General features: G+C 43.1%; 24 protein-coding genes and 1 pseudogene. 5 read left to right on the top strand and 20 right to left on the bottom strand.

Annotated elements, in window-relative coordinates; all coding sequences use genetic code 11:
- The gene (locus WAX86_RS11605; RefSeq protein WP_044174729.1) at positions 1–1266 is read right to left on the bottom strand and encodes a uracil-xanthine permease family protein; all 1266 of its coding nucleotides are present in this window, start codon (positions 1264–1266) and stop codon (positions 1–3) included.
- A gap of 289 nt (positions 1267–1555) precedes the next feature.
- Here WAX86_RS11605 and WAX86_RS11600 point away from each other — a divergent pair, with 289 nt between their 5' ends.
- Positions 1556–2680: a DUF2066 domain-containing protein gene (locus tag WAX86_RS11600; protein WP_341488837.1), complete on the top strand. Its 1125-nt coding sequence runs from the start codon at positions 1556–1558 to the stop codon at positions 2678–2680.
- Between the two features lie 122 nt (positions 2681–2802).
- Here the strand turns inward: WAX86_RS11600 and WAX86_RS11595 are convergent, their stop codons facing one another.
- Genes WAX86_RS11595 through WAX86_RS11580 form a run of 4 tightly spaced genes read right to left on the bottom strand, consistent with a single transcriptional unit; the run spans position 2803 to position 5672 of the window.
- Positions 2803–3234: a DUF2069 domain-containing protein gene (locus WAX86_RS11595; RefSeq protein ID WP_341488836.1), complete on the bottom strand. Its 432-nt coding sequence runs from the start codon at positions 3232–3234 to the stop codon at positions 2803–2805.
- 39 nt (positions 3235–3273) lie between these two features.
- Positions 3274–3849, bottom strand: a complete 576-nt coding sequence (gene wrbA, locus WAX86_RS11590) for an NAD(P)H:quinone oxidoreductase (RefSeq protein ID WP_068946190.1) — start codon at positions 3847–3849, stop codon at positions 3274–3276.
- Entirely contained in the window at positions 3850–4200 is a 351-nt protein-coding gene (gene arsC / locus WAX86_RS11585) for an arsenate reductase (glutaredoxin) (RefSeq protein ID WP_044174739.1), read from the bottom strand.
- 8 nt (positions 4201–4208) lie between these two features.
- A complete protein-coding gene (locus WAX86_RS11580) occupies positions 4209–5672 on the bottom strand; it encodes a M48 family metallopeptidase (protein ID WP_341488835.1) in 1464 nt (487 codons plus the stop codon).
- 208 nt (positions 5673–5880) lie between these two features.
- Between WAX86_RS11580 and WAX86_RS11575 the strand changes: the two genes are divergently transcribed.
- Positions 5881–6105, top strand: a complete 225-nt coding sequence (locus WAX86_RS11575; protein WP_157132356.1) for a sulfurtransferase TusA family protein — start codon at positions 5881–5883, stop codon at positions 6103–6105.
- A 2-nt stretch (positions 6106–6107) separates the two neighbouring features.
- Positions 6108–7187, top strand: coding sequence for an AI-2E family transporter (locus WAX86_RS11570; protein WP_341488834.1), 1080 nt, complete (start codon positions 6108–6110; stop codon positions 7185–7187).
- A gap of 131 nt (positions 7188–7318) precedes the next feature.
- On the opposite strand, the pseudogene WAX86_RS11565 reads toward WAX86_RS11570, so the two are convergent.
- From WAX86_RS11565 to WAX86_RS11550, 4 genes and pseudogenes are all read right to left on the bottom strand, one after another.
- Positions 7319–7459 (bottom strand): annotated as a pseudogene (locus tag WAX86_RS11565) (helix-turn-helix domain-containing protein); the annotation flags it as partial.
- 160 nt (positions 7460–7619) lie between these two features.
- Positions 7620–7955 (bottom strand): hypothetical protein, encoded by a 336-nt coding sequence (locus WAX86_RS11560; RefSeq protein WP_341488833.1) that lies wholly within the window; start codon positions 7953–7955, stop codon positions 7620–7622.
- A 409-nt stretch (positions 7956–8364) separates the two neighbouring features.
- On the bottom strand, positions 8365–8832 hold the full coding sequence (gene bcp / locus WAX86_RS11555) for a thioredoxin-dependent thiol peroxidase (protein ID WP_284647993.1): 468 nt from the start codon (positions 8830–8832) through the stop codon (positions 8365–8367).
- A 27-nt stretch (positions 8833–8859) separates the two neighbouring features.
- On the bottom strand, positions 8860–9417 hold the full coding sequence (locus tag WAX86_RS11550; protein WP_065171574.1) for an ACT domain-containing protein: 558 nt from the start codon (positions 9415–9417) through the stop codon (positions 8860–8862).
- 303 nt (positions 9418–9720) lie between these two features.
- Between WAX86_RS11550 and dapA the strand changes: the two genes are divergently transcribed.
- Together dapA and bamC are read left to right on the top strand one after the other, a co-directional pair.
- Complete coding sequence (gene dapA, locus WAX86_RS11545) at positions 9721–10599, top strand: 4-hydroxy-tetrahydrodipicolinate synthase (RefSeq protein WP_044174750.1); 879 nt, start codon at positions 9721–9723, stop codon at positions 10597–10599.
- A 31-nt stretch (positions 10600–10630) separates the two neighbouring features.
- Positions 10631–11644: an outer membrane protein assembly factor BamC gene (bamC, locus tag WAX86_RS11540; RefSeq protein WP_005298028.1), complete on the top strand. Its 1014-nt coding sequence runs from the start codon at positions 10631–10633 to the stop codon at positions 11642–11644.
- An 82-nt stretch (positions 11645–11726) separates the two neighbouring features.
- On the opposite strand, the gene lipA is transcribed toward bamC, so the two are convergent.
- The 11 genes from lipA to lptE form a co-directional block, all read right to left on the bottom strand.
- Positions 11727–12695, bottom strand: coding sequence for a lipoyl synthase (gene lipA / locus WAX86_RS11535; protein ID WP_036763347.1), 969 nt, complete (start codon positions 12693–12695; stop codon positions 11727–11729).
- The gene (gene lipB, locus WAX86_RS11530; protein ID WP_086367374.1) at positions 12695–13342 is read right to left on the bottom strand and encodes a lipoyl(octanoyl) transferase LipB; all 648 of its coding nucleotides are present in this window, start codon (positions 13340–13342) and stop codon (positions 12695–12697) included. The genes lipA and lipB overlap by 1 nt, the downstream gene beginning before the upstream one ends.
- A gap of 119 nt (positions 13343–13461) precedes the next feature.
- Complete coding sequence (gene ybeD / locus WAX86_RS11525; RefSeq protein WP_005298032.1) at positions 13462–13734, bottom strand: DUF493 family protein YbeD; 273 nt, start codon at positions 13732–13734, stop codon at positions 13462–13464.
- A gap of 195 nt (positions 13735–13929) precedes the next feature.
- The gene (locus WAX86_RS11520) at positions 13930–15105 is read right to left on the bottom strand and encodes a serine hydrolase (protein ID WP_065171576.1); all 1176 of its coding nucleotides are present in this window, start codon (positions 15103–15105) and stop codon (positions 13930–13932) included.
- Positions 15106–15340: 235 nt separating this feature from the next.
- Positions 15341–16210 (bottom strand): septal ring lytic transglycosylase RlpA family protein, encoded by an 870-nt coding sequence (locus WAX86_RS11515; RefSeq protein ID WP_341488832.1) that lies wholly within the window; start codon positions 16208–16210, stop codon positions 15341–15343.
- A complete protein-coding gene (mrdB, locus tag WAX86_RS11510) occupies positions 16211–17332 on the bottom strand; it encodes a peptidoglycan glycosyltransferase MrdB (protein WP_005298036.1) in 1122 nt (373 codons plus the stop codon).
- Positions 17329–19290 (bottom strand): penicillin-binding protein 2, encoded by a 1962-nt coding sequence (gene mrdA / locus WAX86_RS11505; protein WP_237033419.1) that lies wholly within the window; start codon positions 19288–19290, stop codon positions 17329–17331. Before mrdA ends, mrdB begins: the two co-directional genes overlap by 4 nt.
- Before the next feature lie 6 nt (positions 19291–19296).
- The gene (gene rlmH, locus WAX86_RS11500; protein ID WP_036763353.1) at positions 19297–19767 is read right to left on the bottom strand and encodes a 23S rRNA (pseudouridine(1915)-N(3))-methyltransferase RlmH; all 471 of its coding nucleotides are present in this window, start codon (positions 19765–19767) and stop codon (positions 19297–19299) included.
- A gap of 6 nt (positions 19768–19773) precedes the next feature.
- The gene (gene rsfS, locus WAX86_RS11495) at positions 19774–20091 is read right to left on the bottom strand and encodes a ribosome silencing factor (RefSeq protein WP_005298041.1); all 318 of its coding nucleotides are present in this window, start codon (positions 20089–20091) and stop codon (positions 19774–19776) included.
- Positions 20092–20274: 183 nt separating this feature from the next.
- Positions 20275–21303 carry a DNA polymerase III subunit delta gene (gene holA, locus WAX86_RS11490; protein ID WP_044174766.1) on the bottom strand — a complete coding sequence of 343 codons (1029 nt, stop codon included), beginning with the start codon at positions 21301–21303 and terminating at the stop codon, positions 20275–20277.
- On the bottom strand, positions 21300–22001 hold the full coding sequence (lptE, locus tag WAX86_RS11485) for an LPS assembly lipoprotein LptE (RefSeq protein ID WP_036763355.1): 702 nt from the start codon (positions 21999–22001) through the stop codon (positions 21300–21302). The genes holA and lptE overlap by 4 nt, the downstream gene beginning before the upstream one ends.
- Between the last annotated feature and the right edge of the window lie 57 nt (positions 22002–22058).

The following is a 22058-nucleotide window of genomic DNA, read 5'->3' as shown; positions in this document are numbered from 1 at the left end:
TTATTTGTGTTCTGGCTCGATAGCTGCTTCTTCCATCTGAGCATTATCTACCACGTGGTTTTCACCTAAATCGTGTGGCAGTACAAGGTTTAGCAAAATCGCAACGATACCACATAGGCTAACACCTTGTAGGCTAAACTCGCCAATACCAAATGCCATACCACCGATACCAAATACCAAAGTTACCGCCACAATAACAAGGTTACGTGCTTTGTGCAGATCCACTTGGTTTTTGATCAGAGTATTGAGACCAACTGTGGCAATTGAGCCAAACAGTAAGATCATGATGCCACCCATTACAGGGACAGGAATAGTTTGTAAGATAGCGCCAAGTTTGCCCACAAAAGCTAAAACTAACGCAGTTACTGCAGCCCAAGTCATGATTACAGGGTTAAATGCGCGAGTTAGCATTACCGCACCTGTTACTTCTGAATAAGTGGTATTTGGCGGTGCACCAAACATAGATGCAAAGATTGTCGCAACACCATCACCCGCCATAGTACGGTGTAGGCCCGGTTTTTTCAGATAATCTTTTCCGGTCACATTCGAAATAGCCAACATATCGCCAACGTGCTCAACCGCCGGAGCAATCGCAACCGGAATCATAAATAGCACCGCATTGATGTTAAATTCTGGGAAGGTGAAGTTAGGAAGTGCTAACCAACTGGCTTCACGAACTGGAGCAAAATCAACGACCCCGAAGAAAAGGCTGGTTACATAGCCGGCAACGATGCCGCCCATAATTGGTACTAGCTTCAGCATGCCTTTGGCAAATACGCTTAAAGTGATTGTGACAAGAAGGGAAATAGCGGAGATCCAAAGAGCGGTATCGTGGTTAATTAGTTGAGCTGCACCATCACCTGTTTTACCAATTGCCATATTGACAGCAGAAGGGGCAAGACCTAGACCGATCACCATAATGACTGGCCCAACAACGACAGGCGGTAATAGTTTATGAATAAAACCTACGCCTCGTACTTTGATGATTCCACCAAGAATGACGTAAACCACACCTGCAGTCATTAAACCGCCAAGGGTACTAGGAACACCCCAAGTTTGAATACCGTAAAGAATAGGAGCAATAAAAGCGAAGGAAGAAGCGAGGAAGATAGGAACAGAACGTTTAGTAATAAGTTGGAAAAGGAGGGTGCCTACACCAGCACCAAAGAGGGCAACGTTAGGATCGAGTCCGGTTAAAAGAGGGACAAGAACCAATGCACCGAATGCGACGAATAGCATCTGTGCGCCTTGTAAGACCTGCAACATGTCGTTTTCCACCTATCAAAAATAAAAATCGCGGAATGCTATCACAGATGCAATCGATTACCTAGGGTGAAAAGTAAAAAAATTTGGATACTGGCACGAAAGTTGTTTTGTAAATTGTATGCAATTAAATAGATATAGTAATGGGATGAAATTCAACCTTTGTTTAACTTGTATGATTTATTTTTATTTGTCCGATTACACCAAGCGACGCTATTGGTATGATTAGCGCCAGTGATAAAAGGTTAGGATGGCGTTAGCGCTGTCTATCATTATAAGAAGTGAAAAATATATGTTGCGAATTTTATTTCTGTTGCTTGCGGTAATCGCACTTCCGCTAAAAGCTGCAACAGTAACTGATCTGTATAACGCACAGGTAGTATTGCCAAGTAATGATCAGCAAGCCGATACTCAAGCACGCCAGCAGGGGTTAGAGCAGGTTTTGATTAAGGTATCGGGCCAGCGTGATATTGCAAAAAATAGCTATATCAAAAAAGCAATGGCAAAGCCTGACAGCTATATTAGCCAGTACGGTTACGCTCAACAGCAAGGGCAACGAGTGTTAAATCTGGCTTTTAGTCAGAGTGATATTCAAAAGTTATTAAGTAGTGCTCGTGCTCCTATCTGGAATCAGCGTCCAAATGTGTTGGTTTGGATGGTTGATGATGCGCACCAAGATCGTCAAATTGTTTGGGATCAAAGCTCGAATACGGCACTTACCGATATGCGTCAAATGGCGAAAGAACGCGGTCTTCCGTTGACTCTACCGATTGGCGATTTTGACGATGTGACTGCTATTAGCGCATCGGATCTTTGGGGTGGATTTGCTGATCCAATAACCAAAGCCAGTCAACGTTATCACCCTGATGCGATTTTATTAGTGCAAGAACAAGCCGCTGATAATGGTCAAATTGCACTGAAATGGCAGCTATTTACACAAAATATCAATAATCTTGCAGCAAATACTTCTGCGCCTTTAGCTGGTACGGCTATCGGTAGTGATAGCGGGGCAGCTAATAAAATGATCAACCAAGTTGCCGATGCTTTAGCTCAGAAATACGCTGTACAGTCAGGTACCAAAGCGGCGGGCGATTTTGATATTGCGGTACATAATATTCGCAGCAGCGACGATTTCTTCAGTTTAGAGCGTCTGCTTGAGCAAATGACCACGGTAGGTTCTGCTAATGTTGTGCAACTAAAGGGTGATGAGGTTATCTTTGATGTGAATCTATTGGGCTCTGAAGATGCATTTCGCCGTGAGCTGATGAATAATCGTCACGTGCAAGCTTATCAAGCTAATACTCAAGCACCTACTCTGGTAGATACTGCAACCGATCCTAATCAGGTAGATGTAACGGCGACTCAAACTGCATCGACTTTACAGATAGCGCCTGAAAATACCTTTATTTGGAACTAGTTATATCAACTGTAATAAAGGATTTTTACAGTAAATAGAGTTCAAATATTAAAATGGCTTGTGATATCGCAAGCCATTTTTGTATCAACGATTTCTATATTTCTATTTGTTCGTACAGACCGTTAGTACTTTGAGTGATTTGAAAAGCGCTCTTGTTCTTCTTTCTCAACTTGAGATAGGCGCGGTAAGTGGGTTTTCAACTCTCGACCACGGATGCGGGCAAAGACAATATTGGCGACAAAAGCCCCTAAGCATAATCCTAATTCAACAGCCGCAAAAATTTGCTCTCCTGCTAATGTCAGTAAAATGAGAGCATGAAGAAAATAGAGCATCAAAATGAAATTGGCCCAAGCAAAGGTATAAGGTTGAGCTTTTAGCATACCTTTTATCGGTAGTAATAGTGGAGCGGCCCAAAGCAAAGTCATAGTGATGGCATTGAAATGAGGATGAGGTGAGAGCCAGAATTGCCAAATGATCACCCAAAGAAGCAATCCCAAATGGGTACTAAAGGCAAGGTAGTACCAACGGCGACTTGAATCAGTAAGATTAACCATCAAACACTCCTTGTTGCTGGTTGATCAAAATAACAGTAATTATGAAGCCAGTTTTTTCGCTGTTTGAGCCAGACGTTTTCCCATCGCTTGTGCTAGTGCTATTTCGCTAGAATCCAATTGACGAACCCCATGATTAACATGAGAGCAACCATAAGGCGTGCCACCTGCTTGTGTATGATGCAGGGCGGGCTCACTATAAGGTAATCCTAATACCATCATTCCGTGATGAAACAGCGGTAACATCATAGATTGCAGTGTGGTTTCTTGCCCTCCGTGAAGAGAGCTGGATGAGGTAAAAACACAGGCTGGCTTATCAATTAAGGTGCCAGCTAACCATTGGCTGCTGGTGGAGTCGATAAACCATTTCAGTGGCGCTGCCATATTACCAAAGTGGACAGGGCTGCCTAAGGCTAACCCTGCACACTGCTCTAGATCTTGTTTACAGACAAAAGGGTCGGTAGTGCTCTGTTGTTGCAGTTGACCATTTTCTAACGTCGGAACAGTGCGTAAAACAGCTTCGCACTCTGCAATCTGTTCAACGCCGCGGGCGATATGTCGTGCCAACTGACGTGTGTTACCGTGTTGGCTGTAATACAAGATCAGAATTTTTAGCATCTATAGTACGCTCAATACGTTCTCGGGTGGACGGCCCATTGCCGCTTGGTTGTTGTTCACCACAATTGGACGTTCAATCAGTTTCGGATGACTATGCATTGCTTCAAACAATTGCTCATCGGTAACACTTGCATCACCCAGATTGAGTTCTTTGTAGATATCTTCTTTGGTGCGCATCATATCGCGAACCTGAGCAAAACCCAGTTGAGTAAATAGAGCTTTTAAGGCATCAACGCTCGGTGGTGTTTCAAGGTATTTGACAACATCTGGGGTTACGCCTTGTTCTTCCAGTAATGCTAAAGTTTGGCGGCTCTTAGAACAACGAGGATTATGATAAATAGTAACTGACATACATTTCCTTAGTTTTTTAAATTATCAAATGTCATTTTGGCACGGCGCAATTGGTCAATTCTGGCATCAAAGCGCGCTTGATCCATAGAGTTGAGCGGAGCCAATTGGCTGGCCTGCATATAGTTCGTAATGGCTTTATCCCACTGCGCTCGCAGAGCATAAATTTCGGCTAAGGCTGCAAGTTCGCTTGGACGCTGACGTGTTTTGGCAAAGGCTTTGGCTAGCATACTCCAACCGTTAATATCGTCAGGTTGGTCATAGGTATAGCGAACTAACAGCGGAATGGTCTGCTGATATTTGCCTTGTTCTTGCAACACATTAATATAATTTAAGCGCAGCACTGTGCTATCTGGATTTTGCTCAATGGCTGTTTTTAGACGTTGAATCGCAGGGGTAAACTTCTGCTGATACAGGTCAAGGTCTGTCATGGCATCAATATAAAACGGATTATTAGGCTCTGCGGCAAGCAGTGGGGTGAGCAATCCGTTTGCTTCTTTGTATTTGCCGTTATCAATATAGACGAGCGCTTTACCATAATTGAGCTCTTTTCGTTGAGTGGGGAATTTTTTCAATTGATGAGCAAACCAAGCAAGTGCTGCATTTTCACTAAAATTAGCGTAGCGGGCGACAATGCGTGATCGAGCCAATAGATAGTTTTCTGATGGTGGCAGACGAACCGTAGGATATTGGCTGGCGCGTTGACGACTATCGGTAATACGTGACTCTGGTAATGGGTGAGTCAGTAGCATTTGTGGTGGCTTACTGACATAGCGATATTGATCGGCTAGTCGCTCGAAAAATCGTGGCATGGCTTTAGGATCAAATCCTGCTTTTGCCAGCGTAGCAATTCCGATTCGATCCGCTTCTTTTTCGTTACTACGGGTATAGTTAATCTGCCCCTGCATTGATGCCGCTGTGGTTGCCTGCATTGCCGCAATACCTGCTTCTGGTGAGGCTATGGCTAACATTAATGAACCGACTAACGCCGCCATCGTAGCAGGAGAGCGTTTGGCTTGCTCTTCCATACTACGGGCTAAGTGACGCTGCGTAACGTGAGCAATTTCGTGTGCCAGAACCGAGGCCAATTCACTTTCGTTTTGCGCATAAAGAAATAGGCCAGAATGAATGGCTACGTGACCACCAAAAAAAGCAAAGGCGTTAATTTCTTTGTCGCGAATTAAAAAGAAAGTAAATGGGGTGCGCACATCGCTGGCATTGGCCACTAACTTATGACCGAGATCCTGCACATATTCAGTTAATACCGGATCGTTAATAATAGGCTTACTTGAGCGCAGCATCCGCATATACGCATCGCCATACTCAAGTTCTTTATCTATGGTTAAGGTTGAGGCGGCAGTTGTCCCCATGTCTGGCAGCATGATGCTGTTACTTGCCAGCGCAATATTGGGTACAGAGCCTAATAGTAAGCTGGTGATCAGGGTGTACACTGGAGCTTTCTTTAATCGAAACATGATCCCTATAAACCGCCTTAAAAATAATAGTGTATTGATTTTGTTGATTTTTATTATTAATTAAAATTAAGACAACAAAATACAGAACAGGTTTCCGAGCTTACCCGCAAAAACACGCTTTTGTTAAGCTGCGATTTGGCTTACATCTCGCTTATTGCAGCCATTTAAGTATACAATAACCCGATGAATCTTAATTGTCAGTATGCAAATGGAAGAGTTAGATCTGACGACAACTTCTTGTCCTATGGCACTTTTACTTGCTAAACGTGCTCTCCATACCTTAGGCATTCATCAATCTTTACAACTTTCTATTGCTGATTCTGGTTCAAGGCGCGATATCCTGCGCTTCTTAACGGAACAACAAGTTGTAGTGACGATAATAACGGACACTCAAGATAAGCTCATTATTCAAGTTTCAAAGGACAACTCCTAACTATGTTCGACATGCTTAATCGCTGGTATAAGCGCCGATTCTCAGACCCACATGCTGTCAGTCTGGTGATGATTCTTCTAGGTGGTTTTTTAACTATCTACTTTTTCGGCCATTTAATTGCGCCTTTACTGGTTGCGATTGTGCTTGCCTATCTGCTTGAATGGCCGGTAATGCGCTTAAACCGTTTGGGTATGCCAAGAACCATTGCCGTGGCTGTGGTGCTCGTTCTGTTTGCTGGCCTTATGGTAATGGCAATCTTCGGTTTGGTTCCAACTATTTGGCATCAGGTCAGTAACTTACTGGCAGATGTACCGAATATGTTTAACGGTTTCCAAAACTATATTTCAAGCTTGCCTGAACGCTATCCTGAATTTGTGCAGCCGCACCAGGTTGGTATGTTTATGGATACCCTAAAAGGTAAAGTGCTCGGCTTGGGTGAAAGCGTAGTTAAAGGTTCTCTTTCTTCTTTAGTGAGTTTGGCAACGTTAGGGGTGTACCTAATTTTAGTGCCGCTGTTGGTGTTCTTCTTATTAAAAGATAAAGATGAAATGCTCAATATGCTGCGTGGCCTGTTACCTAAAAACCGTCGTCTTGCCAGTAAAGTGGGCGTTGAGATGAATGAGCAAATCTCAAACTATATTCGTGGTAAAGTAACCGAAATCTTTATTGTTGGTATTGTTAGTTATATCACTTTTGTTCTGCTTGGTTTGCAGTATGCGGTATTACTGGGTGTGCTGGTGGGCTTATCGGTTCTGATCCCTTACATTGGTGCAGCAGCAGTTACCGTACCTGTGGCGATGGTGGCGTTATTTCAGTGGGGACTAACACCAGAGTTTTGGTGGTTGCTGGTCGCTTACGGCATCATTCAAGCTCTAGATGGTAACGTATTAGTGCCGATTTTGTTCTCAGAAGCGGTGAATCTACATCCTGTTGCAATTATTGTAGCAGTACTTGTGTTCGGTGGCTTGTGGGGCTTCTGGGGTGTGTTCTTTGCCATTCCATTAGCAACATTGGTGAAAGCTGTGTGGGGCGCATTGCCTGATCTTGAACCTATAAGTTCTGACTCTTCCGCTAAGTCGTGATTTTCAATATTTGATTACGCTTGTAGGTGATCAATAGCGAACAAAGAACCGAGAGGATTGATGAGATCCCTCGGTTTTTTTGTGTGGTGATTGTGTCATGTCGCTCGTTTTACCTTTTGAAGGTAAGTTTATTAGACATGTTTAAAACCAAGATTGAGTTTAAACCCACATGCTCGAGCATAACTGATTAATGTTTTTAGACTAGGGTTTGAGCGTCCAGATTCTAAGCGTGAAATGTTTGGGGCTTTTGTTCCTATTTTTGCAGCAACTTCATCAAAACGTAATCACTACGCCTTTTTTAAGCATCCAAGCACATAATATTTGAATAATAGGCGTTTACTAGCCCAAACTGATTTAAACGCCTGAATCACAGCATTTCCTTGAAAAAATGCGCCACGAGTAAACGTCTTCATTTATTCTCTTGTTAGGGGGTTATTCGCTGGGAACAAAACAACAACCTTTCATTTTTTTATCAATTGGCAACCAAATGCCCTCTAAGCTTTTCGATAACTCAGCAGAGAGTAATTTATTAATTGTTAAAGAGTAACCTTCGTCAGTGCTGGTAATCTTTGCACTGAATTCGATGTTCTTGTTGTCTTGTAAGTATTCGCACAGTGCATTATCAAACACGATTGGATCTTTTGGTACACCAGTAAATATGCAATCACCTTCCCATCCTAAATTGGTAAAAATAGGCTTATTTGAAGCAAATAGTAAGAAACCAATCATTTGTTTTGACTCAGTTTCTAGCACAATCACATTCGACATACTTGTTCCCTAATGCTTAAATCAGGTGCACCGTAGGCATCACCTGAATTTTCTTGTTAGCCACAATTGTAATTAAACAAAAAACCTATTCCAATTAATCTGACCGCCCTCATGAGGTGGGATATCAGCCGATACTGATAAGTAATTTTCCGAATAACTAAAAATATCTTGTAAAGAGAGTAGGTGAATAGTTGTATATTGATCACCAAGTTGCGACTCTAAAAGCACTTCAAAGAATATATTAACCGGAAATTAAAATGATGCTTTGTTGGGCGGGGAATAAGGAAAGATAACTTTTGTTTACTCTGTTTTGGTTTGGTGGCAGACACATGTTCTTCGATTTTATCTGAGACTCGAATGTAACCAATTATGCCTGCCCCAAGTTGAAGAGTTAATTCTTCAAGGCCGGTTATTTATTGTTTAGGTAATTCAAAACCACTTCATGGTGATCTTTGGTTTTAAATTTATTAAACACATGCTCAATCACGCCATCTTCATTAATTAAGAAGCTGATGCGGTGTAGACCATCGTATATTTTGCCCATGAACTTCTTCTCACCCCAGACACCAAACTGATCGGCAACTGCATGGTCTTCATCAGAAAGCAGGGTAAAGTTTAGCTGGTCTCGTTCAATAAACTTAGGTAGGCGCTTAACGGGATCGATGCTGATACCAAGAACCACAACATTATGAGCATCCAGTTCACTCTTGCTATCACGCAGTCCACAAGCTTGCACCGTACAGCCCGGAGTCATCGCTTTTGGGTAAAAATAAGCTAAGACTTTTTTGCCTTTAAAGTCACTTAAGCTCACCATCTCATTATCTTGATTAGGTAAACTAAATTGCGGCGCTGGAGTACCTGCGGTTAATGTTTGCATGGTGGAAAACTTCCTTTCTTTGACTTTTTAATTATCGCTATGAATTTGTTGGTGCTCGGTAATATTAATGGAACCGATCACCTCTAGTTGGTGGCATAGCGCTTGAAATTCTTGCTCAAGAAACTCGGTGTTACAGCTCTCTGGCAGATTCGAGTTAATTTGTAGAATGAGCGTATCAAAATCGCAACTAGGATCTTGATTTTCTTGGGTATGAGCACTCAATGATGAGATATCAAGCTGGCGAGAAGCCATAAACTTGGTAAAGTGCTCAATGAGCCCCGGAGTATCGCGGGCTTCAATATAGAAATCGGCGGTATAAGGGAAAAAGCGGGGCTTGTGCTTATTAGTTCGCTTCATGACCGTGATCAAATCGTGCTCTTGGCCTTTAAGCGGTAAAGTTGATTCGACCCGAGTTATTGCATTGTTGTTGCCAGATAACAGCATGATAAGCGTAAATTCGGAACCAAATAAAGCAATTCGGCTATCGACAATATTGCAGCCGCATTGAGTTACGAGCTGGGTCACTTCATTTGTGATTCCCGGTCTGTCGGTACCCACGGCAGTGATAACAAGGTAATGTTCCATACTAATACACATATGTTATTGACTTATTTTGTCATGGTAGCACAGACAAGCCGATGAGAAAGAGGTATTTAGCATCTTATCAAGAGCTAAGAGAATGAGCTTAAAATTTGTGATGTGATTAAAGAATAAGCCAAAAAGTGGTGTAATTTCGATAAACATGGTTCATCAAATCGTTAACCTCCTTGTATGCTTGAGTTTATCTACAGGCAAAAGTACCATGGATGGGATATACCCAAAGTATTTTTATAAACACAAGTTCAAACTGAGAATGGTTTGGGTATCAGTCAAAGGGGATAAATAGTCATGTTTTCAGGAAGCATAGTAGCGCTTATTACGCCATTAGATGCGGCAGGTGAAGTTGACTATGACAATTTAAGGTCATTGGTTGAATATCATATTGCAGCAGGCACTACCGCCATTGTAGCTGTCGGTACAACAGGTGAGTCAGCAACATTAACCGTTGATGAGCACATTAAAGTTGTATTAAAAACTATCGAGTTTGCCAATGGTCGAATCCCTGTTATTGCAGGTTCTGGCGCTAATGCAACTCATGAAGCTGTTACTATGGTGAAACTGTTCGCTGGTACAGGCGTTGCTGCGTGCCTAAGCGTGACACCATATTATAATAAGCCAACTCAAGAAGGTTTGTATCTGCATTATAAAGCGATTGCTGAAGCAACAGAGATTCCGCAAATTCTTTATAATGTACCGGGCCGTACCGGAGTTGACCTATTACCTGAAACCGTTGCACGTTTAGCTAAGTTAGATAATATTATCGGCATTAAAGATGCAACCGCTGATTTAGCGCGAGTGAAGAAAACTCGGGAACTTTGTGGCCCGGACTTTATCCAACTAAGCGGCGATGATGCGACTGGTATTGAGTTTATGGCTGAAGGCGGTCATGGAGTGATTTCTGTGACAACCAATATTGCAGCGAAAGAAATGGCTGCAATGTACCAATTTGCTCTAGATGGTGATTTTGAGCAAGCTCAGCACATCAACCAACAGTTAATGCCTCTTCATGAAAAGTTGTTTGTAGAAGCTAACCCAATTCCAGTTAAGTGGGCAGCATTGCAGCTTGGAATGATTAATAATGGTACACTTCGTCTACCGTTAACCGAATTAAGTGCAACAGCGCAACCTGTTGTGAAACAGGCTCTTAAGGATGCCAACTTGCTGTAAACTGCTAAAGCGTAGGAGCGCAGGAGCATAAATGAATCATAATTATAAGCTAGCAATCGCAGCTGTTATTGTTACCACTTTGACTGCGTGTTCAAGCGCAGATCGTCGCCGTCAGGCAAATAACGACTTTAATTACTTGGACACACAACCGTTAGAAAGTTGGACCCAGCCTGAAGGGGCAAGAGCGTTTGACACTAATGTTTATGCTATCCCAACTCAGTCATTTTCTGGTGAGATCGGCTCGCAAGTGGATATTCGTCCGCCAGCTGAAATTTTGAATCTGATCCCTGGTGCTCGTAGTTTCCACGATCAGGAAGGGGTAACTATGTTGTTACCAAGTTCTGCGGAAATGAATCGTTTGTGGAATGTAACAAAGCAGATGATCACCAAGCGTGATGTGAAGCTATTGTCTGATACAACCAACGAAATCAAGACCGATTGGGTATCTTGGACCGATGAAGAAAAAGATGCCAAGATCAGTAGCCGTTTTGATATTGTTCGTTCACCAGCTGAAAACAGTTTCCGAGTTAAGCTAGCGGCAATGCAACAAGACGGTAAAGATGTTGCGATTACTCCAGCAATTCAAGCTCGTTCAAGTATTACGGTAGCGAACATTGTGTCTGTAGCATACGATCAACAGCTACGCGATGAAGCTGCTGCACGTGCACAGGAAATGCTAAAACACGTACCAATTACAATGAGTACCGATAACGCAGGTCTTCCTGTAATTATCGCTCGTGCGCCATACAATCTATTCTGGGATCGACTTCCAACAGTATTAGAGCAACTAGGCTTTAGTGTGGAAGATAAAAACGAATCACAAGGCACTATGACCGTTAAGTACAGTGCACCAGATGATGATTATTGGGAAAAACTCGGTGTGCAGCCAATCAACTTGGATAATGACACTTACAAGATTCAGGTAGGTGATCTAGGTAATCGTACTTCTATCAGCGTGAATGATGATGACGGTAAGCCAGTAACAGCTCAAGCGTTACAATCATTAGCACCTGTTCTTGCTGCGCAATTAGCTCACTCAAACTAATAAGCGCTATTGAGATAATAAAAAACCGCTGTCAGTGACACAGCGGTTTTTTTATATCTCGTCAATTGTGTTTTGCTAAGGATTACTTAACTTCAACACCTTGAGCCTGAAGATCGGCATGGTAAGACGAACGAACAAATGGACCACATGCTGCGTGAGTAAAGCCTAAATCAAGGGCAATTTGTTTTAGTTCATCAAACTCTTCTGGTGGAACATAACGTTCAACAGGCAGATGGTGACGGCTAGGAGCAAGATACTGACCTAGAGTTAGCATAGTTACACCATGAGCGCGAAGGTCTTTAAGTACCTCAACAATCTCTTCTTTGGTTTCACCAAGGCCCATCATTAGTCCCGATTTAGTTGGGATCTCAGGATGTTGCTCTTTGAATTTTTTCAACAGATCAAGCGACCACTGATAGTTCGCACCTGGGCGCACTTTGCGGTATAGGCGCGGAGCCGTTTCTAAGTTGTGGTTAAACACATCCGGTGGATTGTCTTGCAACTCTTCTAGGGCGCGATCCATACGGCCACGGAAATCGGGTACTAGAGTTTCGATGCGAATGTTAGGGCTTTTCGCTCGGATTTCACGAGTACAATCGGCAAAGTGTTTTGCTCCGCCATCACGAAGGTCATCACGGTCAACCGATGTCACTACAACATAGCGAAGATTCATATCCGCAATAGTTTGTGCTAGATGACTTGGCTCTTCAGCACTAGGAGGCAGTGGGCGGCCATGGGCTACATCACAAAATGGGCAACGGCGGGTACAGATAGCACCTAAGATCATAAAGGTTGCAGTACCGTGGTTAAAGCACTCTGCAAGGTTAGGGCAAGAGGCTTCTTCACACACAGAGTGGAGTTTGTTTTTACGCATAGCCGCTTTAATATCTTGGATTCGCTGGCTATCAGATGGAAGTTTGATTTTCATCCATTCTGGCTTACGTAACACTTCTTTTGGTGCTTCTTCTGCAACGTTGCGTACTGGGATTAACGCCATTTTGTCGGCATCGCGGTATTTGACGCCTTGCTCTATTTTAATTGGTTTGCTCATTATTCTTTGCTTTCCGTCTGCCACTCGATATTTTGGTAGTCGAGTAGTTTAGTTAATTCTTCAACGAGTACTGGCTGTATTTCCGTAAGTGTCGTTGGACCATTTAATTGCGCGGTTTGAGTCATATTCATACCCGCATAACCACATGGGTTAATTCGCAAAAATGGAGCGAGATCCATATTAATATTGAGTGCCAGCCCATGGAATGAACATCCGCGGCGAATGCGAAGTCCAAGTGAACAGATTTTATTTCCGTTCACATACACTCCTGGTGCATCAGGGCGCGAAACTGCCGTAATTCCAAAGCGGGATAGGGTGTTGATTATTGTGTTTTCAATGTGAGTGACTAAATCACGAACACCGAGTTTTTTCCTTCTCAAATCGATTAACACATAAGCAACTTGTTGACCTGGACCATGGTAAGTTACCTGTCCACCTCGGTCACTTTGAACTACAGGAATATCACCTGTGTTGAGCAGATGTTCTTCTTTGCCTGCCTGTCCTTGAGTAAAAACAGGATTGTGTTCAACTAGCCATACTTCATCGGTCGTTTCTGATGAACGTTCATTAGTAAAAGTATGCATAGCTTGAAACGTAGTCGCGTAATCTTGGCGACCTAGGTTTCTAACGATTAGAGATGTTTGCAAAATTATCACCTTGATAAATTGGGTTATCCTGGTGTGCTCGAAGAGCGGTGCAGCCTAGATTATCTTTGCTGCGACATAAAATTTAGCGGCTAAGTATTCAGCCGCTAAATTTATGAGGATTATAATACAACGCGAACGATGTCGATTTCAGCTAATTCTTTGTATAGCGTTTCAACTTGGTCGATATGAGTTGCATTAATGGTTACAGACACAGCGCTGTAGTTGCCTTTTGCACTTGGCTTAACCGTTGGTAGGTAATCACCTGGTGCATGGCGTTGAATTACTTCAACAACAAGATCAGCAAGTTCTGGCTTGTTTTCACCCATGACTTTGTATGAGAACTTACAAGGGAATTCCAGAAGATCTCGTAGTTTTGGTTGTTCGTTTTGCATCGTGAACTCCAAGGTTCGTTGAGATTAGCAATAATACAAACTCATCAAAAAATGATTTGCATCAATGGCTGAATATTAATGGGTTGTAAGCCGCAAAACAAGTTTAGACCGTATAAACCGTTCGTTGCCGATGGATAAAAAAACAAAAGGCAGCACAATGGCTGCCTTTTGGTGAGATTTTGTTAAGCTGTGGGCTTAGTTGAACCAGCTTTGGAATAGCATCATCACATAGTCAACAAGACGGCTAAATAGGCTACCTTCATTGACATCGTTAAGTGCAACCAATGGGTATTGAGCCACATCTTGATCGCCAACGCGGTAGTATAGTGTACCTAGCTGCTCACCTTTCTTAATGGGTGCGCGTAGCTCTTTGTTGATCACAAAGCTTGCTTTTAGATCTTTGGTTTGAGTACGAGGCAGTGTCACATAGGTATCTTTTGTTACACCTAGCTCAACGGTATCGGTATCACCCATCCACACTTTTTCTGATACTAGTGGGGCATTAGCTTTGTTTGGTGAAACAGTATCAAAGAAACGGAAGCCGTAGTTGAGGAGCTTTTTGCTCTCAGCTTTACGTGCATTTGGACTCTTAGTACCCATAACAACAGAGATCAGGCGCATTTTGCCTTCGGTTGCTGTACTAACTAGGCTGTAGCCTGCATTGTTGGTATGGCCAGTTTTCATGCCATCTACGTTAAGGCTTTTATCCCACAATAGGCCGTTACGGTTGTATTGAGTAATGCCGTTGTAGGTGAATGATTTTTCGCTGTAGATTTTAAATTCGTTTGGTGTATCACGAATAATAGCGCGAGCCAGCAGTGATAGGTCGTACGGCGTTGTGTAAAGATCTGGATTATCTAAACCGTGGACATTTGCATAGTGAGTTGACTTCATGCCAACATTTTTTGCCCATGCATTCATTAGGTCAACAAATGACTCTTGAGAGCCAGCAACGTGCTCTGCCATTGCAACACAGGCATCGTTACCTGAATCAACAATAATACCGCGGTTAAGGTCAGAAACTTTAACTGTTTTGCCCACCTCAAGGAACATCTTGGATGAGCCTGGGAAATTCTTAGCCCACGCATTTTTACTTACAACAACCGTATCATCAGGTGAGATATTGCCACTTTTAATCTCTTGGCCAATTACATAGCTGGTCATCATTTTTGTTAAACTTGCCGGAGCCAGTTTTTCATACTCATTATGACCTGCGATGATTTTGCCAGAGTTATAGTCGACAAGAACATAGCCCTTGGCTGCGATTTGTGGTGCTTCAGGTACTACAGCTGGAGAAGCAGCAACAGTAGCTGAAGCCAGCAAAGATGCTGAAACGGCAACAGAACATAAAAGTGCAGCAGATTTTTTCATGGTGTTGTAACTTAATCGGTTTAAAGGTGAAAAATTCTTACACACTATAACAGATTGAAAAATATCAGCCACCCGAGGGCAGAGAAGATTCCCAAATCTTGACATAAAATGCGCATAAATAGCGTGCATAGGCGACATAGATATCCAAGTGATTCGGATACAAAAAAACCGACTTAATATTGCAGCACAATATAAGTCGGTTAGTTAGAGCAGTAGAAACGTATTTTGTTCCCTGCTAGCGATTCACTGTAGTGATGAATGCTTTTGGATATTGGTTCACTTTAACGCGATCTAACATATGTTGTGCCGCATCGTGATCCAAGTAAGGGCCTAAGCGTACACGATATGTTGTTGAGGTATTAACACGTTGAGTATTTACTGGCACACCATACTTTTTACGTAGGTTTGCCTTCATTTCTTCAGCTTTGCTTTCACCTGCTACTGCCGCAAGTTGAACATAATAGTAATGTGGTGTTACTGCATGCCAACCTTGAACTGTTGTCGGTTTTGGTACTGAAATCACTTCGATTTTAACGGGTGCTGTACCGTGGTTTACCACATCCAACTTTGTTGCCGCAGCAAGGCTTAAATCGATGATACGACCATCGTGGAATGGACCACGGTCATTAATGCGAACAATCGCGGTTTTGCCATTACGAGTATTGGTCACTTTGACATAACTTGGGATCGGCAAGGTTTTGTGCGCTGCTGTCATATCATAAATATCGTATGTTTCACCATTGGCTGTTTTATGGCCGTGGAACTTCATACCATACCAAGAAGCATAACCCGTTTGAGTAAAGCCTTTTGGATTTTTAATGATGTGATAGCGCTTACCACGAAGCGTATAGTCTTTATTTCCGGCTAAACTACGTGGTTCATAACGTGGTACTGCATCTTTGATGTTTTTCAACACTGGAATAACATCTGGTGCTTTATCATGCTCTAAGGAGTAGCGACCTGCATTGGGATCCATATTATCCGGATCATGCTTTTTCGGCGGCTGAGTCACTTCAGGTTTATTGGCTTTTGACTGTTCGGTAGTCTCTGGTGATGAACTACAACCTGCCAAAATAAGAAGGAAAATTAAAAATATTGAACGCATTTATGTTGCCTTAGACAGCATTTTTCTATGAGTGTGAATCGACATCAAGATGCCAAATCCCGCCATAAGGGTCACCATGGATGTCCCCCCATAACTTACCAACGGCAGTGGGACACCTACTACGGGTAAAATGCCACTTACCATACCAATGTTTACAAAAACATAAACAAAGAAACTTAAGACGATACTACCTGCCATCATTCGACCGAATGCAGTTTGAGCTCGACTTGCCAATAATAACCCACGACCTATGATAAATAGGTAAACGCCAAGTAAAAATAGCACCCCTAATAGGCCCCATTCTTCAGCAATTACGGCAAAAATAAAGTCAGTGTGTCGCTCTGGCACAAATTCTAATTGTGACTGAGTACCATGTAGCCAACCTTTGCCATGTAATCCACCTGAGCCAATCGCAATTTTGGATTGAATAATATGGTATCCGGCACCTAAGGGGTCTGATTCTGGATTAAACAGCGTCATAACACGGGTTCGCTGATAATCGTGCATTAAGAAGAACCATAAAATTGGCACAAAGGCACCAAGCAGTAAGCAGGCCGCTAAAATAATGCGCCAGCTAATGCCTGATAAAAACAGCACAAAAATACCGGATGCGGCAATTAGAATCGAGGTACCTAAATCGGGCTGTTTTGCGATTAAAATAGTGGGTACAAAAATCATAACCAGCGCAATCACTAAGTTACGAAAACTCGGTGGTAGCGGTCGGTTACCAATAAATCGTGCCACCATCAAGGGGACAGCCAGTTTGATCAGTTCTGATGGTTGAAAGCGAACAAATCCTAAGTTTAACCAGCGTTGTGCCCCTTTGGATACTTCACCAAAGGCCAATACCCCGACTAGGAGTACAAGCCCGACACCAAACAGATAGGGAGCCCAAGCCTCATAATGACGAGGTGGCACTTGAGCCAAAGCAAACATAATGGCAAGAGAGAGCAAAATACGCATCCCTTGGCGTTCCATCATCGGCAAGTTTTGCCCACTGGCACTCCACATGATCACAAGGGCAAAACCCATTAATGTTAAAAGTCCTAGAAGTAACGGGACATCAATATGTAAGCGATCACTTAGTGTGCGCTTGTTACCCGTTTCCGCCATGATACTCATTGAGTCTCCTCAGTACTTGCGGTTTTATTATTCTCAGTCTTTGAGAGATCATTTACGGCACTTGGTTCCAATAACATGTGATCAAATATCTTACGAGCAATCGGACCACCATTACTTGAACCGCCACCTGCGTTCTCTAAAACCATAGAAACCACAACTTTTGGATCTTCAAATGGCGCAAAAGCAGTAAATAGCGCATGGTCACGCAAGCGCTCTTCTAACTCATCTGCGTTATATTTTTGGTTTTCAGCCAGACCAAATACCTGAGCTGAACCTGATTTACCGCCAGCTTGATAGGGGGTGTGATAGAAGGCTTTACGCGCCGTACCACGATGACCGTAAAGCACTCGATGCATACCTTCTTTGGCGACATCCCAAGTAGACTGTTTTACCCCTGTGATAGGTGGGAAATCTTTAAACTCGGTTTTTGTTTCAACGCCATCTTCTATAGTACTTTGCAATAAGTGCGGGCGATGAACGACACCATTGTTAACCAAAACTGATGTTGCTTTCGCTATTTGCAGTGGCGTTGCAGTCCAATAGCCTTGGCCAATACCGACAGGAATGGTGTCGCCTTGATACCAAGGTTGACGATAACGAGCTTGTTTCCACTCACGAGTTGGCATATTGGCTTTACTCTCTTCGTGAATATCAACACCTGTGTATTCGCCATAACCAAACTTATTCATCCAAGTCGATAGGCGGTCGATACCCATATCATAGGCCACTTGATAGAAGTAAGTATCCACTGACTCTTCAATCGCTTTATAGATATTTACTGAGCCATGACCCCAACGTAGCCAATCTCGGAATTTACGACTGGTTGAATTTGGGATCACCCACCAACCCGGGTCATTTCGAGTGGTTTTGGTGGTCACAACCCCCTCGGTTAATGCAGCAACCGCGATCAAAGGTTTAACTGTTGATGCGGGTGGGTAGATACCAAGAGTGACTCGGTTTACCAGAGGGCGATCTGGGTTATTGAGCAGTTCTCGGTAGTTTTTCCCTGAAATACCTTTTACAAACAGGTTCGGGTCGTAGCTTGGGCTCGATACCATGGCTAAGATTGAATCATCTTTTGGATCAAGAACCACAACAGAGCCGCGTTTGTGTTTTACCACCTCTTCGCCTGTTGCAGGATCCTTAGAGCGCTCGGTCAGTAATTCTTGCACATACAGTTGCAGCGCAATGTCTATATTGAGCTTAAGATCTTGGCCTGGAATAGGTGGTACATATTTAAGGGTTCGGATCACACGACCACGGCTATTGACTTCCACTTCTTGATAGCCTGAAGTGCCATGCAGTTGATCTTCGTAATAGCGCTCTATACCCAGCTTACCAATGTCTCGGGTCGCTTTGTAATTACTGAGTTTTTCTGCTTTTTCTAACCGTTTAATATCGCGGTCATTAATTTTCGCTACATAACCTAATACGTGTGTAAGCGCATCACCGTATGGGTAGTGACGTTTTAGGTATGCTTTTACTTCAACCCCTGGGAAACGGTGTTGATTAACAGAAAAAAGTGCCACTTGCTCTTCGTTTAATTGGTCTAAAATTGGAACCGATTTAAAACGACGGGTACGACGGCGCTCTTTTTGGAATTTGGTGATATCGTCTTCAGTTACGCCCATAATCTCTTGAAGTGCCAGTAATGTTTCTTCAAGATTTGGAACTTTTTCTGAAGTGATTTCGAGTGAGTAGACTGGACGGTTTTCTGCCAGTAATACCCCGTTACGGTCGTAGATTAAACCGCGGTTAGGGGAAACTGGAACGATCTTGATACGATTATCGTTCGACCGTGTCTGGTAGTCTTCGTGTTCTTGAACTTGAATATGGTAAAGATTAGTCAGTAGAACACCTACCAGCACAGCGATGCCGATAAATGAGACAAGAGCTCGACGAAAGAAAAGAGCCGACTCAGCCCGATGATCGCGGATCTGGGTTCGCTTTTGTCTCATTGTGACTTATTCCCTGTGATACGGATGGTTAGCTGTGATACTCCATGCACGGTATAAGCTCTCAGCCATAACCACTCGAACAAGAGGGTGTGGCAGAGTTAGTGGCGATAGAGACCAGCTCTGATCAGCTGCCGCTTTACAAGCCGGAGCCAGTCCTTCAGGTCCACCGATTAAGATAGACACATCACGACCATCAAGCTTCCAGCTCTCTAGCTGTTCAGCAAGTTGCTCGGTATCCCAGCGTTTACCTGGGATATCTAGCGTTACAATGCGATTGCCTTTTGGTACAGCAGCCAGCATCGCTTCGCCTTCTTTTTGCAGAATTCGAGCAATATCAGCATTTTTGCCACGTTTACCTGCTGTAATTTCAACAAGCTCTAGTGGCATATCTTTCGGGAAGCGACGACTGTATTCCTTGTAGCCTTCTTCAACCCACTTGGGCATTTTGGTGCCAACGGCGATTAATTGAAGCTTCATCGTAACTTAGCCCCAAAGTTTCTCCAGTTGGTACAGCTGACGTGCGTCTTCTTGCATTACGTGCAGCATTACGTTGCCCATATCAACAATAACCCACTCGCCATCTTCTTCGCCGCTAATGCCAAAAGGAGGGTAGTCGATCAGTTTTGACTCTTTTTTCACGTGATCGGCAATAGATGCAACGTGACGGTTCGAAGTACCCGTACAAATAACCATCATATCCGTGATGCTAGATTTTCCGCGTACGTCAACAGTCACGATATCTTGTGCTTTGATGTCATCAACTTTGTCTACGATGAAGTCGTGTAATTCTTGAACCTGCAAAGGATTTCCCTCAGTTGGATGTTGTTACTAGGTTTGCTTATGTCAAATCATAAGCAAGGAATTATGAGCGGCGCAGTATATCACGCTCTATGGCTGCTGCTAGTCAAATAGGCGCAAATCTCATGGGATTTTATCGCTTTCTCTCTCTTCGACCATCAAAATGAAAAAATGTTAGCTGCGCCATTATGAGTTATGAAAAATAACCGTCTTGATGCCACACATTTCAGCACATAACGCACTTAGCTCAGGCCATGGATTGGTATCAAAATCGGTCTTTACCTTTATTTCTAGCAAACTTAGGCGTTTTATCAATAGCATAAGTGTTGTTAGTGGTAAGCGCTGAAATGCACCAATATAAATTTCACGACGATTTTGCCAGACTCGAAACTGCTCAAAAATCACATTCAATGAGGTGCCTTTTTTCCCCAGCTCCTGCATTTTGTAAAGCTGGGTCAGTTCACGCTGAATGGTTCGCAGCAAAATCGTTGGCTCAACACCTTCACCTTGGAGCTGGCGTAAAATACGCTGGCTACGCTTGGCTTGACCTGCAAGTAATGCATCTACTAGCTGAAACGGGGTGTAGTGATTATTTCGACTTAACGCTTCTTGCAATCGAATAACGGTTAACTCACCATCTGGGTAGAGTAACGTTAATTTTTGCAGACTTTGCGCTAAAGCCAGTAAATTACCTTCGTGCCACTGGGCCAATAATTGTACCGATTCGTGATCGGGTTTGAGCCCCAATTGCTGGCAGCGACCTTGAATAAAGCGGGGTAAGAACTTTGCTTCTGGTGTATTACATGGAATATAAACACCATTTGGCTCTAGCTCTTTAAACCATTTTGCCGCTTCTTGTTTTTTGTTTAAACGCGGCCCGGTTAATACCAATAAAATATCAGGATTTAGCGCTGCGGTAACTTGCTGCAATGCTTTGGTTTGAGTCGGCGTTAACCCTGTTTCTGGAATATCTAGCTCAATTAGTTGCTGACTGGAAAAAAGGCTGAGCGCTTGGCAGCAGTCGAGTACCTGATTCCAATCGAGCTGATTATCAACGGTGAAACTATGTCGTTCTAAAAAGCCGTGTTGCTCAGCACATTGACGAATGGCATCACTGCATTCCAGTTTGAGTAGCGGCTCATTGCCAAATAATAAGAAGGCCTGACGCAAGCCTTTATTTAAGGTTTGCGTCAGTTGTTCAGGATAGATTCTCATTCTAGGTTGGTGCCTTCGGAGATACTATTAATTTGTGGTAGTGACTGCGATTGCGGCTGAGCGAACATAGTATCAGCAGCTTGTTTATCTGACAGTTTCTCGGTTGTGACGCTTGATTTACCAGGTAGAGTGTCAGCAAGTGCGTCGTTGTGTTCTTCTTCGGCAATCTTATTGAAAGTCACCGTTAAGCGAGCAAGTTGGCGCATAATTTGTTGTGCCGCTTGTTGACGCATAACTTGTTTTAATTCGTCTTCTTCTACCGATTTAGCAAGAGCAGTTAATGGGTTATCAAGGAAAGTACGAGTGACACGAGTGGTGAAGTTTTCAACGCCATGATTTGGAATTGATACACTGTAGTTCACACTATAAGTCAGTTCGTATTCTGCTCGGCCATTATTTTGATAGAGAGAAAGAGTGCGGTCGCCATCTGATTCACTAACAATATTTAAGTTTGGTACGTTTTTAGCAGGAGTTACCTGCTGAATACCGTGCATCTTAAATTGAGATTTCACTTGTCGAGTCAGTTGGCCGTATGGGTCAAAACTTGTTAGTGATAGCTTCGCAATACCTTCTGGCAGCATATAGTTACCACGAAGGTGAAAACCACAAGAAGCCGTAGCCAGAGCTAGTAGCGTTACCATTAAAAAGCGGCTGGCCTGTTTCATTGAGAAATAGCGTGTCACTGAAGTCAGCTCCATGAATAGTATATAAAATGGGTATAGTTGTGATTATACCCAAACCTGTTCAAGATGCGA

It is taken from the genome of Photobacterium damselae subsp. damselae (genome assembly GCF_038086725.1).
Lineage (GTDB): Bacteria > Pseudomonadota > Gammaproteobacteria > Enterobacterales > Vibrionaceae > Photobacterium > Photobacterium damselae.
Note: the sequence above shows the minus strand (reverse complement) of the source record. Positions and strands in the feature narration are given on the sequence as shown.